16 protein-coding genes and 5 tRNA genes are annotated in these 17,177 nt (G+C 63.8%); 7 read left to right on the top strand and 14 right to left on the bottom strand.

Annotated features, from left to right (window positions below; translation table 11 throughout):
- Positions 1 to 139 precede the first annotated feature (139 nt).
- Positions 140 to 3,169 (top strand): ATP-binding protein, encoded by a 3,030-nt coding sequence (locus B2527_RS04450; protein WP_293706336.1) that lies wholly within the window; start codon positions 140 to 142, stop codon positions 3,167 to 3,169.
- Here the strand turns inward: B2527_RS04450 and B2527_RS04455 are convergent.
- On the bottom strand, positions 3,154 to 3,630 hold the full coding sequence (locus tag B2527_RS04455) for a hypothetical protein (protein ID WP_293706337.1): 477 nt from the start codon (positions 3,628 to 3,630) through the stop codon (positions 3,154 to 3,156). The genes B2527_RS04450 and B2527_RS04455 overlap by 16 nt on opposite strands.
- A gap of 159 nt (positions 3,631 to 3,789) precedes the next feature.
- Here B2527_RS04455 and B2527_RS04460 point away from each other — a divergent pair.
- The 4 genes from B2527_RS04460 to B2527_RS04475 all read left to right on the top strand — a co-directional run bounded on the left by B2527_RS04460 (position 3,790) and on the right by B2527_RS04475 (position 4,335).
- A tRNA-Ala gene (locus B2527_RS04460) sits at positions 3,790 to 3,865 on the top strand.
- A gap of 52 nt (positions 3,866 to 3,917) precedes the next feature.
- Positions 3,918 to 3,993: transfer RNA gene (locus B2527_RS04465), tRNA-Glu, on the top strand.
- Between the two features lie 139 nt (positions 3,994 to 4,132).
- Positions 4,133 to 4,208: transfer RNA gene (locus tag B2527_RS04470), tRNA-Ala, on the top strand.
- 51 nt (positions 4,209 to 4,259) lie between these two features.
- Positions 4,260 to 4,335, top strand: a tRNA-Glu gene (locus tag B2527_RS04475).
- Positions 4,336 to 4,586: 251 nt separating this feature from the next.
- On the opposite strand, the gene B2527_RS04480 is transcribed toward B2527_RS04475, so the two are convergent.
- The 3 genes from B2527_RS04480 to B2527_RS04490 all read right to left on the bottom strand — a co-directional run bounded on the left by B2527_RS04480 (position 4,587) and on the right by B2527_RS04490 (position 5,921).
- Entirely contained in the window at positions 4,587 to 4,766 is a 180-nt protein-coding gene (locus B2527_RS04480) for a hypothetical protein (RefSeq protein ID WP_293706338.1), read from the bottom strand.
- A 277-nt stretch (positions 4,767 to 5,043) separates the two neighbouring features.
- Positions 5,044 to 5,550, bottom strand: a complete 507-nt coding sequence (locus B2527_RS04485; RefSeq protein WP_293706339.1) for a lipocalin family protein — start codon at positions 5,548 to 5,550, stop codon at positions 5,044 to 5,046.
- 284 nt (positions 5,551 to 5,834) lie between these two features.
- A tRNA-Leu gene (locus tag B2527_RS04490) sits at positions 5,835 to 5,921 on the bottom strand.
- Positions 5,922 to 6,040: 119 nt separating this feature from the next.
- Here B2527_RS04490 and B2527_RS04495 point away from each other — a divergent pair.
- Positions 6,041 to 6,409 carry a response regulator gene (locus B2527_RS04495; RefSeq protein WP_293706340.1) on the top strand — a complete coding sequence of 123 codons (369 nt, stop codon included), beginning with the start codon at positions 6,041 to 6,043 and terminating at the stop codon, positions 6,407 to 6,409.
- A gap of 58 nt (positions 6,410 to 6,467) precedes the next feature.
- On the opposite strand, the gene B2527_RS04500 is transcribed toward B2527_RS04495, so the two are convergent.
- The 10 genes from B2527_RS04500 to ppsR form a co-directional block, all read right to left on the bottom strand.
- On the bottom strand, positions 6,468 to 8,837 hold the full coding sequence (locus B2527_RS04500; RefSeq protein WP_293706341.1) for a Tex family protein: 2,370 nt from the start codon (positions 8,835 to 8,837) through the stop codon (positions 6,468 to 6,470).
- A 115-nt stretch (positions 8,838 to 8,952) separates the two neighbouring features.
- The gene (locus tag B2527_RS04505; RefSeq protein ID WP_293706342.1) at positions 8,953 to 9,168 is read right to left on the bottom strand and encodes a hypothetical protein; all 216 of its coding nucleotides are present in this window, start codon (positions 9,166 to 9,168) and stop codon (positions 8,953 to 8,955) included.
- Between the two features lie 117 nt (positions 9,169 to 9,285).
- Positions 9,286 to 9,741, bottom strand: coding sequence for a hypothetical protein (locus tag B2527_RS04510; RefSeq protein WP_293706343.1), 456 nt, complete (start codon positions 9,739 to 9,741; stop codon positions 9,286 to 9,288).
- On the bottom strand, positions 9,738 to 10,121 hold the full coding sequence (locus B2527_RS04515) for a DUF5329 domain-containing protein (protein WP_293706344.1): 384 nt from the start codon (positions 10,119 to 10,121) through the stop codon (positions 9,738 to 9,740). Before B2527_RS04515 ends, B2527_RS04510 begins: the two co-directional genes overlap by 4 nt.
- Entirely contained in the window at positions 10,121 to 11,188 is a 1,068-nt protein-coding gene (locus tag B2527_RS04520) for a class III poly(R)-hydroxyalkanoic acid synthase subunit PhaC (protein ID WP_293706345.1), read from the bottom strand. The genes B2527_RS04515 and B2527_RS04520 overlap by 1 nt, the downstream gene beginning before the upstream one ends.
- Positions 11,185 to 12,375 carry a class III poly(R)-hydroxyalkanoic acid synthase subunit PhaE gene (gene phaE, locus B2527_RS04525; RefSeq protein ID WP_293706346.1) on the bottom strand — a complete coding sequence of 397 codons (1,191 nt, stop codon included), beginning with the start codon at positions 12,373 to 12,375 and terminating at the stop codon, positions 11,185 to 11,187. The genes B2527_RS04520 and phaE overlap by 4 nt, the downstream gene beginning before the upstream one ends.
- 54 nt (positions 12,376 to 12,429) lie before the next feature.
- Positions 12,430 to 13,044, bottom strand: a complete 615-nt coding sequence (locus B2527_RS04530; RefSeq protein ID WP_293706347.1) for a CDP-alcohol phosphatidyltransferase family protein — start codon at positions 13,042 to 13,044, stop codon at positions 12,430 to 12,432.
- A 76-nt stretch (positions 13,045 to 13,120) separates the two neighbouring features.
- Positions 13,121 to 13,609: an NUDIX hydrolase gene (locus B2527_RS04535; protein WP_293706358.1), complete on the bottom strand. Its 489-nt coding sequence runs from the start codon at positions 13,607 to 13,609 to the stop codon at positions 13,121 to 13,123.
- Positions 13,610 to 13,666: 57 nt separating this feature from the next.
- A complete protein-coding gene (locus B2527_RS04540; RefSeq protein ID WP_293706348.1) occupies positions 13,667 to 14,173 on the bottom strand; it encodes a DUF1249 domain-containing protein in 507 nt (168 codons plus the stop codon).
- Between the two features lie 146 nt (positions 14,174 to 14,319).
- On the bottom strand, positions 14,320 to 15,141 hold the full coding sequence (ppsR, locus tag B2527_RS04545) for a posphoenolpyruvate synthetase regulatory kinase/phosphorylase PpsR (RefSeq protein ID WP_293706349.1): 822 nt from the start codon (positions 15,139 to 15,141) through the stop codon (positions 14,320 to 14,322).
- A 197-nt stretch (positions 15,142 to 15,338) separates the two neighbouring features.
- Between ppsR and ppsA the strand changes: the two genes are divergently transcribed.
- A partial coding sequence (gene ppsA / locus B2527_RS04550; RefSeq protein ID WP_293706350.1) for a phosphoenolpyruvate synthase occupies positions 15,339 to 17,177 on the top strand: 1,839 nt, incomplete at its 3' end.

Consider the following 17,177-nt stretch of genomic DNA (forward strand, 5'->3'; position numbering starts at 1 on the left):
GCCGTTGTTGACGGGAACCATCTTTCCAGTCCGGGCGGGGCAGCCATATCAGCCAAGTCCTAAAAATCGGGATCAAACACGTACACGGCCCTGCGGCATCCCCCTATGATGAACGGACGTTCAGCTGAGAGTCCCCGTGATGCCTGCCGAACCTCCACCCTCCCCGCTTCCCGCCACCGACCGCACGCTCGGCCTGCTCAATCGCAACCAGCGCCGCATGCTGCTGATTGGTGGCGTGCTGACCACCCTGATCCTGTTGGCGATCACCGTCGTCATGGTCCACTCGCAGGTCAAGGACTATCTGGGCGAGCGCTATGCAGACCACGTAGTGCGGCGTACCGCGTTGCAGTCCGCCTTCGCCGTACGCGAGGGCGCAATGCGTATCAGCATCAAGCAGGAGGAGTACGCGTGGGTGTCGCAAGCCGCGCCGGACCCGCGCCTGCTGCAACAGTTCCGCGAACAGGGCGGCCGTATCACCCTGCAGCGCACCCCAAACTTCCCGCCGGTGCTGGTGCGTGCCGACCTGAGCGAGGACAAACCCGCGTCCAGTTTCGCCCCTTATCTGCGCCTGGCGGATGAAGTGAGCTACCAGACCGGCGCGTATACCCAGGCGTTGCTGGCATCGGGCTACTTCTTTTCGCCGGAACGGGACTTCATCGGCATAGGTCCGCTCACGCCAGCCATGCAGACGCGGCTGGGCAATGGCGGCGCGGCACAACTCATCGCGCGGCTGAGCACCGGCCTGCCCTCTGCAGACACGGAGCCACCTGCCGATACACCGGTATGGCTGCCTCCGGCCCAGGACGCGCTGGCAGGCACTGCAACCATCCGCGTGCTGCAGGTCGCGCGCCATCAAGGGCGGCCGTTCGCTACCTTCGTCGCCGCTTATCCATTGGATGTCTTCAGCCAGCAGCTGCAGCCGTCAGCTACCGGGCGAACGTCACAGTTGCTGGCCGGTGATGGCACCCCACTGATGCAGATCGACAACGATGGCACCCTGCCGCAGATGGCAGCTGCGATTGCAGCGGCCCCGGCTTCCACCGGCACCGGCTTTCATCAGCATGCCGGCATCTTCGTTGCCCGCGACGTCATCAACAGCTCCGGCTGGCAATACGTGTTCGCCTTCGGCTGGCCAGCGATCCTGGCAGACCTGTGGCCGCGCCTGGCCAGCTACATCGCCGCGATGCTGCTGGCCATTTCCTTCACCTGGGGCGTGCTGCTGTGGGTGGACAGGAAAATCTTCAAGCCTGCATTGCAGCGCTCGCAACGCATCATGGAAAGCGAGGGACTCAACCGCACCATGGTCGCAACGGCCCCTTTCGGCCTGGCCTTGATCGCATGCGACAGCGGCGAGGTGATCCTGCAGAACGCTGTCATGGGCAGGTATGCGGCACGTATCCCGGTTGATCAGCCGCCCCTGCACCGTCGCCTGTTGAACCTCACGCCGCCGCCCGGCAACAGCCAACCCGTCGAATGCGAGCTGATCGTCACCCAACGCGATGACGCCGCCTGCACTTTGTTTGCCAGCGTTGTGCGCAGTCGCTACCAGGGCCAGCCAGTGGCGCTATGCAACTTCACCGATATCAGCCTGCGCAAGCAGGTGGAGCAGGAACTGGAAGCTGCCCACGATGCCGCAACCTCCGCCAATGCCGCGAAGTCTTCCTTCCTGGCAATGATGAGCCATGAGATCCGCACCCCGCTCAATGCCATCCTTGGCAACCTGGAGTTGCTGAGCCGCAGCACTCTGCCTGCCGCAGAACTGGCACAGCTGCATACGGTGAGCCAATCCTCCAATGCGTTGCTCACCATCATCAATGACGTGCTCGACTTCTCCAAGATCGAAAGCGGGCAGATGACGCTGGAGCACATCGCGTTCGACCCCCGTGCACTTGCTCGCCAGGCCGTGGCGATGTTCCAGCCGGTGGCCAGCGAGAAAGGCCTCACGCTGGAACTGAGCATGGATGATGGGTTGCCGCCGGCCTATCTGGGCGATCCCAACCGGATAAGGCAGGTGCTCTACAACCTGCTCAGCAATGCCATCAAGTTCACCGAACACGGCGATGTACTGTTGGAGCTGTATCTGCAGGACGACAGCCTGCCCGGCTCCCCCCTGTTGATTGGGGTCAGCGACACCGGCATAGGCATGAGCGCCGTACAGCAACAGGCGCTGTTCCAGATCTTCAGCCAGGCGGATGCCTCCATCCCGCGCCGCTACGGTGGCACCGGATTGGGGCTGGCCCTGTGCAAGCGACTGACGGAACTGATGAACGGTGGCATCCGCGTGATCAGTGCCCCCGGACAGGGCAGCACGTTTCTGGTCACGCTACCCTTGCCCATTGCACAGGCAGCAGCGTTGGCGGGCCCTGGAGGGGCTGGCGGCGGGCCTACCGGGCCCGCACCGGTAAACATACTCGTGGTGGATGACCAGTTGGCCAACCGCGAACTGCTGCGCCTGCAGCTACAGGCACTGGGTTGCAGTTCGGACGAGGCCGCAGATGGCGCAGGTGCGCTGGTGCTGTTTGCAAAACGCAGCCACGACCTGGTGATGACCGACCTGAGCATGCCAGGGATGGACGGCTATGCCCTGGCCCGCGCATTGCGCGAGCAGGGCTCGGCCGTGCCCATCGTCGCGATCACCGCGCATGCCTCGGATGCAGAGCGCAACCGTTGTGCTGCTGCCGGCATCGATGCAGTGCTCACCAAACCCATCCTGCTGGATGCGTTGTGCGAAATGATCCAGCGACATGGCCAACGTTCCGACAGGAGCGCCGCGCTTGCCACGGCAGCGAGCATCGCCCAAGGCCCCCTGCCCGCATCGGTACATGCTGCACTGCTGGCGGGCCTGGATGCGGCGCTTGCCGACATCCATGCGTCGCTTCGGAATCACAGCGCTGAGACGCTGGACGATTCAGGGGCCCGCACCCGGATTGCCGGGCAGTTGCACCTGCTGCGTGGCTCATTTGCATTGGTTCACGAATCGGCCTGCGCCGACGCCTGCATGCAGATGGAGCAGCAGATGGACAATGCCGCCTTTGCGGTGGATGACCTTGCACCACTGTTGGATGCGTTCGAGCACATGGCCCGTGAGGCGCTTGGCCAGCGCGCCCCGACCCTGCCGGCTGCAGTTGATGTGCCCGCAGCTGCCAATAGCCCTCAGCGGCAGACCTGATGCACCCGGTTGTCCCAATAGCTGGACAGCGCGAAGCTGCGCTTCAGCCCCGCAGCCGCATAGGCCTTTGCGCGTCCCTGGCGCTCGCGTTCACAGGGGCTCAAGGTCTGCCGCGGGCCGCTGCGACGGCGCGCCTTGCCGACCGTGCGCGCTTGCCGTCGATAGGAGCGCTCCAACTCGGCCTGTATCTGCAGCAGGCGGCGTTCAAGCAAGGGATCATCCGCCTGCGGCACCGCATCCCAGCGCGCCAGCTCAGGCCCCTCGCAAGCGGCCGATTGATAGACCGGCCCGGCAGGACCGGCACACTTGAACACGTGTTGCGCCTGGGTGCTCGGCATGCCCACGGCAAACATCACACCCACGATCAACAGCACGCCACTACCCTTCACCATGCGCATTACGCTCAGCGCCTCGCCGTAGCTGGAGTCGCCTCCCAGGTTGCGCGATAGCAGCGCTCGCATCAGTCGGTCGAACGACTGTCGGCACTCAGATACTGGAAGGAGACTCGGTAGGCAACGGCCTTGGACCGCAGCGAGAGATGTGAAGATTTTTTTTCACAAATTACTTGCGGGAAAAAAGAAGGCCCGCTATTATTTCTTTCTCGGCAACAACGCAACAACGGGGCCATAGCTCAGCTGGGAGAGCGCCTGCATGGCATGCAGGAGGTCAGCGGTTCGATCCCGCTTGGCTCCACCAAATCCGGACATTAGGCCGTCTGGATTGCCGAACAACTTGATGAAGTATACGCGTCCCCATCGTCTAGAGGCCTAGGACATCACCCTTTCACGGTGGCGACCGGGGTTCGAATCCCCGTGGGGACGCCATTCATCTTGTTTTACCAGTTCCAGTACACCGGATCTGTTTGTTGGAAAAGGCGCCTACCAGGGCCGCCACGCAGGAAGAAATCAACCTCTTGCGTTCCAACAAAAGTTCGCTATAATGGCGGGCTAGCAGTAACAACGTGGGGCCATAGCTCAGCTGGGAGAGCGCCTGCATGGCATGCAGGAGGTCAGCGGTTCGATCCCGCTTGGCTCCACCAATTCAGACATTAGGCCGTCTGAATCTACAATTTGAGATTTGAAGAATACGCGTCCCCATCGTCTAGAGGCCTAGGACATCACCCTTTCACGGTGGCGACCGGGGTTCGAATCCCCGTGGGGACGCCATTTTTAAAAAGCTCTGGGAAACCAGGGCTTTTTTCTTGCCTGTTCTCCGGCGCCGACAACAATGGCCGACTCCATTGCATACAGCAAGGGTATCCGCCTGGCTCCTGGCGGCCGGCCATCCAGGAGGCCTGCACAATGCCACGCCATTAACCACGATCCCGCACGGATCTATCGGCTCGCCGCATCTGCTCCCTCCGATAAAAGAAAACCCCGGCTTGCGCCAGGGTTTATTTCTTTGACACCGGACGCAATCAGTCCACAAGCCGAAGCAGGCGACGCAACTCATCCTTCGCAGCCTTGGCTTCGGCCAACGTATCGTAGGTCAGCTTCAACTGGCCCACCTGTTCGGCGACCAAGGTCATCCGCACGCGACCATCGCCAGCCTCGGTGATGGCCGAGACGGTGATGATCTTGCGCGGATTGATAAGCATGTTCTGGTACTCAAACACTGGTAATTCTTCGCTCCCCTGAAGGTGTCAAAAAATTAGCACATGCATCAAAACGCGACAAAGCAGAACGCACCCTATGTGTGACAGGCTGCGCTGACTGGGCAAGAAAATACAGTGCCGCGCGCAACCCACCACGTGCAGCACTGCAAAGCGCATGATCCAGCTGTTGTGCCGATGACATCACTACGCTCGTCCGCACAAAACCCCCTGCACCCGCCTCGTTGGCAAGAAGGTTTGAGCGAATGCGGATTCAACGCGCTTAACGCGCATCCTGCGCCGGATACACGGCGCCTGACTGCGAAGGCCAGATGATGTCGGACAAGTCATAGCCGCGCGCCCGTGCGATTTCCAGCCACTCCATCGCATCGTCCCTGCGCATGCTGCCCTGCCGATGCAGCAGCCACAGATACTTGCGCTGCGGGTCACCCACCAGCGCCGTCTGGTAATCACCGTCCACCTTGATGATCCAGTAGTCGCCTTTGGTGAAGGGAATCCATTGCAGCCCCTGTGGCAGGAAGCTGACCTCGAGTTTGGCATTGGTTTCATCCACCGCCTTGGCGGTGCCCTCGGATTGCTCCAGCTTGCCCTCGGCATTGATGCAGGAGTTCAACACCCGCACCGACCCATCCGCGTTCAAGGAATATTCCGCGGTGATGTCGCGCGCATCGGCATCTTCGTGCCGCATGGGCTTGCGCGCAATCTCGAACCACAACCCCAAGTAGCGGTCGAGTTCAACATGGGGAGCGGTCAATAGTTCTTCGGTCATGGCATCCTCCTGCAGGTCTGGTGACCATCAGAACGCAGGGCCGGCTAATGAAGGGTGAAAAGCGGCTGCAGGAACCTTCACGTCGCCAAGGGCCTGCTGAAGCCATTGCGTGCCGCACTGCCTCACCCGCATGAAGGTCACGAAGCGCGGTCGCAACCCAACGCATCAGGCCGGGACAAATCCGCCCCTGCACCATTCCGGATTCAGCCGAAACATCGCTGCAACGCGACGGCAAAGCCCGATCGCAGACAAAGAAAAAGGCACCGAAGTGCCTGTTTTTTTCCTGGTGCCGAAGGTGGGACTCGAACCCACACGCTTTTAAGGGCGGCGGATTTTGAATCCGCTGCGTCTACCGATTCCGCCACTTCGGCTGGCAAGGCGGCGAGTATAGCGGAGCTTTGTTCAGTTGGGCAGGGGTCAGGGCCAAATTTTTCTGTAATGCCGATTTCCACCGGCGCTATACTCTCGCCAACGGAAATGGGGACGATCAATGGCATCGTTACAGGGAACGCGCGCGCTCATCGTCGAGAACGACGAGCTCAATGCCATGCTGCTGCAGCTGCAGCTCGAGGCAGAGGGCCTTTGCGTGGTCGGCGTTGCCTGCAGTGTCGCCGAGGCGCTGCAGCTGCTGGATGAAATGCAACCACAGCTGGCATTTCTGGATTACTGGTTGTCGCATACCGAGACCAGCACGCCTGTCGCCGAACAGCTGCAGCAGCGCGGCATCCCCTTCCTGGTGGCCACCGGCATGGACACCTCGCAGCTGCCCCCGGTATTCGACGCCGGCATCAAGCTGGCCAAGCCCTATACCGGGGCCGACCTGAGCCAGGCGCTGGCCCATTCGCTGGCCATCAGCTGATACCGTCCGTCGCCAGCCAGAGGCCCCGCCATGCAGGGCCTCAACGCCACGCCCGTAATCAGCCGCCCTTCCGGGCCCGTGCAAAGGCTTCTGCCAAGGCACTGTTGGCAGGCGCTGCCGATTGCGCCGGGCGCGGGGAGGGATTGCCGGGGCGGCCGCCGCCATTGGCCTGGCGCGGTTGTCCGCGCTGCCCGCTGCCGTCGCGGCGCAGTGAGGCACCCTGCTCCGGTTTCTTCGCTACCGGCGCATCTTCCAGCCGCCGGGTCAGGGCGATGCGCTTGCGTGCCACATCCACTTCCAGCACTTTCACCTTGACGATGTCGCCCGCCTTGACCACGTCACGCGGGTCCTTGACGTAGCTGTCGGACAGCGCCGAGATATGGACCAGGCCATCCTGGTGCACGCCGATATCGACGAAGGCGCCAAACGCAGCGACGTTGCTGACCACACCTTCCAGGATCATGCCTTCACGCAGGTCCTTGATGTCTTCCACACCGTCGGCGAAACGTGCTGCCTTGAACTCCGGGCGTGGGTCACGGCCGGGCTTTTCCAGCTCCTTCAGGATGTCCCGCACGGTCGGCACGCCAAACGTGGCGTCGGTGAACTGTTCCGGCTTCAACCCGCGCAGGAAGCTGCCGTCGCCGAGCACCGCCTTGATCGGGCGCGCGGCGGCAGCCACGATACGCTCGACCACCGGGTAGGCCTCCGGGTGCACCGCCGACGCATCCAGCGGCTCGTCGCCGTCGGCGATGCGCAGGAAGCCGGCGCATTGCTCGAAGGTCTTCTCGCCCAGTCGCGGCACTTTCAGCAGCTCCTTGCGGCGCTTGAACGGGCCGTTCTCATCCCGGTGGCGCACGATGTTCTCGGCCACCGTGGAGGACAGGCCCGACACGCGCGACAGCAGCGCCGCCGAGGCGGTATTGACGTACACCCCCACGGCGTTGACGCAGTCTTCCACGCGCGCATCCAGCGCCTTGGCCAAGCGGAACTGGTCCACGTCGTGCTGGTACTGGCCCACACCGATGGCCCTGGGTTCGATCTTTACCAGTTCGGCCAGCGGATCCTGCAGGCGCCGGGCGATGGACACCGCACCACGCAGCGAGACGTCCAGGCCCGGGAACTCCCTGGCAGCGAATTCCGACGCCGAGTACACCGATGCACCGGCCTCGCTGACCACCACCTTCTGCAAGCGGGGGTTGTTGCTGGCCTTGATCGCCTCGCCCGCCAGCTTGTCGGTCTCGCGGCTGGCGGTGCCGTTGCCGATCGCGATCAACTCCACATTGTGCCTGCTGCACAACTGCTTGATCGTCTGCAGCGACTGCTCCCACTGCCGCCTGGGTTCGTGCGGATAGATGGTATCCGTGGCCAGCAACTTGCCGGTGGCATCGACCACGGCAATCTTGCAGCCGGTGCGGATGCCGGGGTCCAGACCGAGCACGGCCTTGGGGCCGGCCGGTGCGGCCAGCAACAGGTCCTTGAGGTTGTCGCCGAACACGCCGATCGCCTCGGCCTCGGCCTTCTCGCGGGCTTGGTTGAACAGGTCCAGCAGCAGATGCATGTGCAGCTTGGCGCGCCAGGTCAGGCGGCAGGCATCCAGCAACCAGCGGTCAGCCGGGCGCCCCTGGTCGGCGATGCCGGCATTGCGGGCAACACGGCCCTCGGCATACTGGTGACCCGCCTCGGCCTCTTTGCCCGGGTCCAGTTCAAGGAACAGGATTTCCTCGCGGCGTGCGCGAAACAGCGCCAGCAGGCGGTGCGAGGGAATGCGCGCCAGCGACTCGGCATGGTCGAAATAATCCCGGTACTTGGCGCCCTCGGACTCCTTGCCCTCGGCCACGCGTGCACGGATCACGCCCTGCTCGGCCAACCACTGGCGCAGCTCACCAACCAGCGCGGCGTCTTCGCCCCAACGCTCCATCAGGATGGCGCGCGCGCCCTCCAGCGCTGCCTTGCTGTCGGCAACGCCCTTGTCGGCACCGACAAAACCGGCAGCAAAGGCCTGCGGATCCAGTCCGGGATCGGCCAGCAGACCATCGGCCAAGGGCTCCAGCCCGGCCTCACGGGCAATCTGCGCCTTGGTACGGCGCTTGGGCTTGTACGGCAGGTACAGATCCTCCAGACGGCTCTTGGTGTCTGCCGCAAGGATGTCCTCGCGCAGCGCATCACTGAGCTTGCCCTGCTCCTGGATGCTGGCCAGCACGGCCTTGCGCCTGTCCTCCAGCTCCCGCAGGTAGGTCAGGCGCACCTCCAGGTTGCGCAACTGGGTGTCATCGAGCCCGCCGGTGACTTCCTTGCGGTAGCGCGCGATGAACGGGACGCTGGCACCTTCGTCCAGCAACGCGATGGCGGCCTTGGCCTGGGCGGCCTGGGCGCCGATCTCGTTGGCGATGGTCTGCGCGATCTGCTGCGCGAGCTTGATGTCTTGCATTGCCGGGTGCGGAAACCACGTTCTGGGGAATCTGCATTCTGGCAACGCTGGCGCTGCGACGGAAGCTTGACAATCCATTGCACCGGGCATGCAGCCCGGCACGGAAGGTACAGGTTCAGGCCAGGTGCTGGCTCAACCGCTGGCAGGCAATGTCATCGCGCAGGTCTTCCAGCACCATCACGCGCATCCGGCCGCGGCCGGTGACGCTCATCATCCGCTCCACATAGAACTCCGGACCGTATTCGGTGTCCGCGCGGGTCTTGCTGAAACCGTAGGGCACCACGCCCTTGTCGCCATCCTTGCTGCCACCGATATAAAGAACAATTGCCATGGTGGTTGGTACTCCTGTTGGATCTATAACGCCGCCACACTACGCGGGCCTGCGTTAGAAGGATGTACACAAAAGGTTTTCACTCCATGACCAAGGCGTTGCCGACTGAAGACAGGTTCAGCCAACGCCGGGAAACCAGCCCCTGCCCTGTAGTGCATAGCGGTCGGCTGCACGCTCGAAGGGATTGCGCACACTCACCCCGCCACTGAGCAGATACACCGGCAGGAACAGGGGCCCCAACACCATGTACTGGTACACATGCGCGCGCTCATGATCCCCCAGACGCACGCGTGGATGCTGGCATCGCCCTGCACGGTGTTCGTAGGTCATGCACAGCCCATCCAGGTCGGCCCCGGTATGCAGGATCACCATGCCCAGGGTGATGGCGCCGCCAGGCCCCCATGGCCAATACCGGAATACAAGCGCGCATTCGCGGCGACTCCAGTAGGCCTGCGCCCCGGCCAGGCACCCAGCCAGGCCAGCCATTACGCCGATCAGGGTATTGGGCAGGGTCCATACACCGCCCACGGCCTGCAACACGCGCTTGCCCCACTCCGGCAGTACCTCGTTCATTCCCGCGCCTGATGCCCCGTTTCGCGCAATTGCCGCAGCTGGGCGAGAAACCAGGTTGCGGCATCCTGTTCCGCGCTGCCGGGACAAGCCACCCGGTAGGCCTTGCCACTGATGCTGCTGCGGCTGGCCGCACGCTCGATGAACTGCTCGCTGCTGTCGACCAGATCGCGTTTGAGCAGGTAGTCGTACTTGCGCTGCAGGTGGCTGCGCGCCTGCGCCGGATCGTGCCAACTGCCGTTACGTTGGAAGCGGCAACCAGAACGTTCCAGCGCCTGCATCAGGCCGCTGATTTCGCGTTGGGTGGCGGCACTTGGCGCCGCCTGCACCGTAGCGCTGGTGGCAGCAAGCAACAACGCAACCAGCAATGAATGTTTATGCATCAGCGGTTCCTGCTCAGCCACTGGTGGATTGCCGACGGCACCTCGCGCTGCGCGCGGCCTGAAACATAGATGCCGATATGGCCACCCCGGAATCCCAGTTCGGTGTAATCGCTGCTGCCGATTCGGCCCGCCATCGCCCGCGAGGCGGCTGGCGGCACCAGGTGGTCCTGCTCGGCATAGATGTTCAGCACCGGCATGCGCACGGCCTGCAGGTCCACTGCCTCCTCGCCGATACGGATGCTGCCGTGCATCAGGCCGTTGCCCTGGTAGAACTGCTTGACGAACTCACGGAACGCTTCGCCTGCCAGATCCGGCGAGTCGAAGATCCATTTCTCCATGCGCAGGAAATCTTCCAGCGCCTGCTTGTCGTCCAGGATGTCCATCAGCCCCACGTACTTCTGTACGTTCAAGCGGAACGGTTTGAGCATGAGGTAGCTGGCGTTCATCAGGTCGGCCGGGATATTGCCCAGCGTATCGACGAACAGGTCCACGTCCACCTGCCGCGCCCAGTGCGAGAGCATGTTGTCAGGCGTCTGGAAATCCACCGGCGTGACCATGGTGATCAGCGAGCGCACCTTGTGCGGGCGCAGCGCGCTGTAGCACAGCGAGAACACGCCGCCCTGGCAGATGCCCAGCAGGTTGACGGCTTGATCGTCATGCTGCGCACGCAGGTGGTCCACCGCGCCGTCGATGTAACGCAGCAGGTGGTCCTCCAGGGTGAGGTAACGCTCGGACCGGTCCGGGTAGCCCCAGTCCAGCACGTAGACGTCCTGGCCCAGGGCCAGCAGCTTCTGCACCAGAGAACGGCCATCCTGCAGGTCGACCATATAGGGCCGGTTGACCAGCGCGTAGACAATCAGCAGCGGCGGTTGGCCGTTGCCAGGGTGCTCGCTGACAAAGCGGTACAGCTTGACCTTGCCATCGCTCCATACTTCCTGGCGCTCGGTGACGCCGTAATTGACGTCCTCCACCCCCGGCAGCAGCTTCAGCCCCTCAACCAGCTTGCGCTGCCACTGCAGTGTTTCCTGCAGCAGGTCGTCATTGCCAAACCCCAGCGGCCCCTTCATGCCCGGCCTCCACGGCGCGCTGCTGCAGGTTTGCTGCGGGCCGGCGCCTTGCTGGCGGGCGCAGCCTTCCGGATTGCAGCCGGCGGGTTGATGGAACGGGCGTTCTTGTTGGCGCTGGCCTTTTTGACCACCGCCTTCTTGACGGCCGGTTTCTTGCCTGCGGTTTTGTTTCCGGCCACCTTCTTCGCGGCGGTCTTTCTTGCCGCAGGTTTGCCGGAGGTTGCCCTGCCAGTTGCCGCACGCGCCGCTTTTGCCGGCGCTGGCGACGCTGCAGTCTGATCCTCGGCGCGCGGCTGCTCAGCGCCGGCGACCATCTGCCCCATGCGCGCGACCAGACGCCGCAGCTGCCGCTCCAGCTCGGTGATGCGACGGTGGGCGGCGTCCATCTCGCTGCGGGTGGGCACGCCCATCGCTTCGCAGGCGCGCTCCAGCTCGCCCTGGCTGGCCGCACGCAGGCGCATCTGCGCATTTGCCAGCTCGCCATAGATCCGCTGGAAGTCCTCGGACAGCGCCATCTGCGCATAGGCCTCCTCGGCCGCATCGATCCACAGATCGAACATGGCGCGGGCGCTGGTCAGCTGACCTCCGGGCACCTCATGCTCGCCCAGTTTGGCCTCGAAACGCTTGAATGCATCGTCCAGCACCGTGCGGATCGCATCCACGTAGTGCTCGGCACGGGCCTGGTAGTCCTGCTGCATCTTCAGCAATGCCTGCCAACGCGCCTGGTGCTCGCGTGCGGGGCCGAAGGCGGGTGCATCCAGCCAGTCACTGCCCCCCAGGCCCGTTTGCACCGCGCGCGCGAATTCACGCACCCAGGGTTGATCGTTGAGTGCACTGCCACCGCGCGCAGCGCCCAGCATCCAGTGCAGCAGCGCATCGCCCTGCCCCTGCGTGGCTTCGCGCCAGGTACCGGCCACTTCCGCGGCACTGGTATCGCGCCCGGCAAAACGGGCGGCCACCGCCTGCATCGTGCTCAACCAGTCACCGGCCTGATGCTGGAAGCGCGCTCCCAGCTCCTGCACCTCGGGCGGGGTATCGGTGGTCACCAGCCGGGTCCACTGCGCGATGCTCTCGCGCCAAGGGAAAGCAGCAGCGTCCTGCCCCCCCATGGACTGTGCCAGGGCGTCCCAGTAGCCGCGCATCTGCGCTTCAAACGGGTTGTTGTCGTTGTTGCCCGGTGCCGCCATCGTCTGCCTCTCCCAATACCCGCCGATGATAGCAACGCGGGCGGGAATGCAGCGTCAGGGCTTGGGAATGCGCAGGGTCTTGCTGATCATCAGCGAACCAGACAGTGCAAACAGCAGGACCAGCGGATGCAGCTGCCACGGACCCAGCTGCCAACTGCCGCCCCACAGCGCCGGGCCAATGGCCTGGAAGTGCGCGGCCAACGCCAGCACCACCACCAGCGCCAGGCTGGTCGGGATGGGCGTGCCCTCGAAGTACGGCACCTTGTCCGACTCGCCGGCAATCTCCTCGGCGGTGACGTTGTAGCGCGCCAGCCGGCTGACACCGCAGCAGACGAAGTAACTCAGCACCAGCCAGTCCCAGCCCCCCTGCATGCCGCAGGCATAGGCCAGTGCTGCCGGCGCCACGCCGAAGGAGATGACATCGGCCAGCGAATCCAGCTCGCGCCCCAGCGTGGACGAGGACTGGCGCCAGCGCGCCACCCGTCCGTCCAGGGCATCGAAGATGAAAGCCAGCGGGATCAAGGCCATGCCGAACAACAGGAAACCCCGCTGGCCGTCCTGCAGGAAGCGCATCGCCGCGAACACCGCGCCGGTGCCGCAGAACGCGTTGCCGAGGGTGAACCAGTCCGCAAGCTGGAATTCGCGGAGCATCGAGAAATGGCGTTTCATATCGGGTCTTTGGGCCTTGTTGCGCGCAGCCTAGCGCGATTGGAGTGAATGCGCCCTGCGCAGGCACCGCATCGACCTAGACGCGGGAGTAACTCCAGGACTGCATGCGGCCGTCGCGGTAAGGCATCACGCCATGGAACGGACGTGGGTCAGCATCAAACACCAGCGGCAGGAAGTGGCGGTCGCCCTCCCACAGCGGCAAGGATTCCAGCTGGTCTACCGGCACCCATTCCAGCGTGCCTTCCGGGTTCGATTCCAGCGGGGTGCCGGTGTAGTCGTCGATGATGAAGATGAAGGCGAACCAATCCTCGCCGTTCTTGCCAAACCCGGGCCAGCTGATGGTGCCGCGCAGGCGGGTGGTGCCGCATTCCACACCAGCTTCTTCGCGGATCTCGCGGTGCATGCAGGCCAGGATGTCCTCGTCGGCCTCCATCTTGCCGCCCAGGCCGTTGTATTTGCCCAGGTGGATGTCGCCGGGACGGGTGTTGCGATGGATCATCAATGCCTTGCTGCCATCGGGGGACAGTACGTAGCCAAGCGTGGCCATGATCGGGGTATACGGCATCAGCAGCGACAACCAGAAACCTTGGGGCCTGCAAGTATGACCGATCCGGCCAGCGACTCAGTCCGTGGCAGCGCCCGGACTGCGCAACTGCAGCACGGTCGCCGATGCGCGCTGCAGCGTGGCCACGCCGTGGCCGCGCTCGGCCAGGTAGGCCATCCATTTGCCCAGGAAGGTGTTCATGCGCATGCGATGGCTGATCAGCGCGTCGGCCGGCGGGTACATGCCCACCACGTCCTGCCAGCGCCGCCCCACGTAGCAATGGGTGGTTTCGGCCTGGCGCGCATCGCGGTACAGGCGCACATAGGCCGACGGATCGGGTTCACCGGTCAAGGGATCGCACAGATCGTAGGTGAGCCGCAGCTCGACGGTGTACCGATGGCATTCGATCACGTCCAGGCGCAGGTCAAGACCATCGCCGATGCTGGACACGTAGTGGCCTTGTTGCAGGCGGTCAGGTGCGAACAGCCGCATCAGGTGCACATAGTTTTCCGCATACAGTCCCATCAGCCAGCTGAGCCGGCTCAGCCGTGGGATGCGATCGATGCGGGAAAGTGCCTGTGCCATGGGCTGATCCTACACGACGAACAGGCACCCGCCGCATCGGCCGACGCGGCACCACGGCCTGCCGGACGGAGGCCTGGACAGGCCGCGCCGAGCGCGCAACGTCATTGGCCCGGCGTGGCGGCCCGGGCACCCTGCCCGCCTGCGCGTCAGAACATTTCGCGCTGCAGCCCCAACGTACCCAGCACCTTGCTGGAAATCTCCTCGATCGAGGTGTGGGTGGTGCTGAGGGTAGGAATGCGCTCCATGCGGAACATGGTCTCGGCCGCGGCCACCTCGCGTTTGCAGGTTTCCAGGCTGGCGTAGCGCGAATTTGGTCGGCGCTCCTGGCGGATCTGCTGCAGCCGCTCCGGGTCGATGGTCAGACCGAACAGCTTGTTGCGGTACGCGCGCAGCCGTGGCGGCAGGCGATCCTGCTCCAGGTCTTCCTCGGTCAACGGGTAGTTGGCGGCGCGGATGCCGTAGTGCAATGCCAGGTAGATGCAGGTCGGGGTCTTGCCGGCACGCGACACGGCCACCAGCACCACATCAGCCTCGTCGTAGTTCACCGCGATGCCATCGTCATGACTGAGCGCGAAATTCATCGCATTGATACGGCGATGGTAGGTATCGAAGTCGACCATGCCATGTGCCTGGCCCACCTTGGAATGGCGGGCAGCGCTGAGCTCCTGTTCCAACGGCCCGATGAACGGGGCAAAGACATCCAGCACCAGCGCCCCGCTCTCTTCCAGGATCAGGCCCAGGCTGGAATCCACGCAGGAACTGACCACGATCGGCCGCACCTGGTAGCGCTCCCCGGCCGCCCGTATACGCGCCGCCGCCTCATGGGCCTTGTCGGTATCGTCAACGAACGACATGCGATCTGTAACGAAACTGAAGCCATTGAACTGCGTTAGCAGACTATGGCCCACGGTCTCGGCGGTAATGCCGGTGCCATCGGAAACATAGAAAACCGGCCGGATTGCCGTCATGGGATCCCCTTCAAAAGTATGTTCCTGACCAGGGGTCAGGACGATGACCAGCGCCTGTCCCGGAAAAGACAAGCACAAGACAAAGTATTGTCACAAGCTTGTGCGGCTTCGGTGTGCACTGCATCATATTGGCTTCTTCCTACGGACGTGGCCATCCCAAGCCCGCCTCGGGCGATGGCCTCAACGGAGCATCGCGCTTGAACGAGAATATCCTGTGGTTGCATGAGCTGCGCTTGGCCGACCTGGCCCGCGTAGGTGGCAAGAACTCCTCGCTCGGGGAGATGATCGGCAATCTTGCCGGTCTGGGGGTGTCCGTCCCCGGTGGTTATGCCACCACCTCCGAGGCGTTCAAGGACTTCATCGCCCATAACGACCTGTCCAAGCGCATTTTCGACAAGCTGGCCACGCTGGATGTGGAAGATGTCACTGCCCTGACCGCTGCCGGCAAGGAAATCCGTGGCTGGGTGATCGACGCCCCGCTGCAGCCGCAGCTTGACAAGGACATCCGCGATGCCTACGCCAAGCTGAGCGCGGAGAACGGCGGCGGCGACATCGCCGTGGCCGTGCGCTCCTCGGCCACCGCCGAAGATCTGCCGGATGCCTCGTTTGCCGGCCAGCAGGAAACCTTCCTCAACGTCACCGGTGCCGACGATGTCGTGCACAAGGTCAAGGAAGTGTTTGCCTCGCTTTATAACGACCGTGCCATCGCCTACCGCGTGCACCATGGCTTCAAGCATGAAGACGTGTTCCTGTCCGCCGGCGTGCAGCTGATGGTGCGCTCGGGCGTGGGTTCGTCGGGCGTGCTGTTCACCCTGGACACCGAGTCCGGCTTCCGTGACGTGGTGTTTGTCACCTCCTCGGTCGGCCTGGGCGAAATGGTCGTGCAGGGCGCGGTCAACCCGGACGAGTTCTACGTCTACAAGCCCAGCCTGCATGCCGGCAAGCCGGCGATCCTGCGCCGTTCGCTGGGCTCCAAGGCCATCCGCATGGTCTATTCGGACGTCCCGGGCGAGCGCGTCAAGATCGAGGACACCCCGGTCGAGGTGCGTAACACTTTCTCGATCAGCGATGAGGACGTGCAGGAACTGTCCAAGCAGGCGCTGGTCATCGAAAAGCATTACGGCCGCCCGATGGACATCGAGTGGGCCAAGGACGGCGTCAGCGGCAAGCTGTTCATCGTCCAGGCACGCCCGGAAACGGTGAAGTCGCGCGCCAAGGCCACCCAGATCGAGCGCTACGCGCTGCAGGGCAAGGGCGAAGTGATCGCCGAAGGCCGTGCCGTCGGCGCCAAGATTGGTGCGGGCGTGGCCCGCGTGGTCAAGTCGCTGGACGACATGAACCGCGTGCAGCCGGGCGACGTGCTGATCGCCGACATGACCGACCCCGATTGGGAACCGGTGATGAAGCGTGCCTCGGCCATCGTCACCAACCGGGGCGGGCGTACCTGCCACGCCGCCATCATCGCCCGTGAGCTGGGCGTGCCGGCCGTGGTCGGCTCGGGCAATGCGACCCAGGTGATCCAGGACGGCCAGGAAGTGACCGTCAGCTGCGCCGAAGGCGACACCGGCTTCATCTACGCCGGCAAGCTGGATTTCGAGCGCAGCACCACCGATCTGGGCAACATGCCGCCGGCACCGTTGAAGATCATGATGAACGTGGCCAACCCGGAACGCGCCTTCGACTTCGGCCAGCTGCCGAACGCCGGCATCGGCCTGGCCCGCCTGGAAATGATCATCGCCAGCCACATCGGCATCCACCCGAATGCGCTGCTGGAATACGACCGCCAGGACGCAGCCACCAAGAAGAAGATCGACGAGAAGATTGCTGGCTACAAGGATCCGGTGAGCTTCTACGTGGACCGCCTGGCCGAAGGCATCGCCACACTCACCGCCTCGGTCGCACCGAACCCGGTGATCGTGCGCCTGTCGGACTTCAAGTCCAACGAGTACGCCAACCTGATCGGCGGCAGCAACTACGAGCCGCACGAAGAGAACCCGATGATCGGCTTCCGCGGCGCCAGCCGTTACGTCGACCCG

The sequence above is a fragment of the Stenotrophomonas sp. UBA7606 genome, assembly GCF_002477705.1.
Taxonomy (GTDB): Bacteria; Pseudomonadota; Gammaproteobacteria; order Xanthomonadales; family Xanthomonadaceae; genus Stenotrophomonas.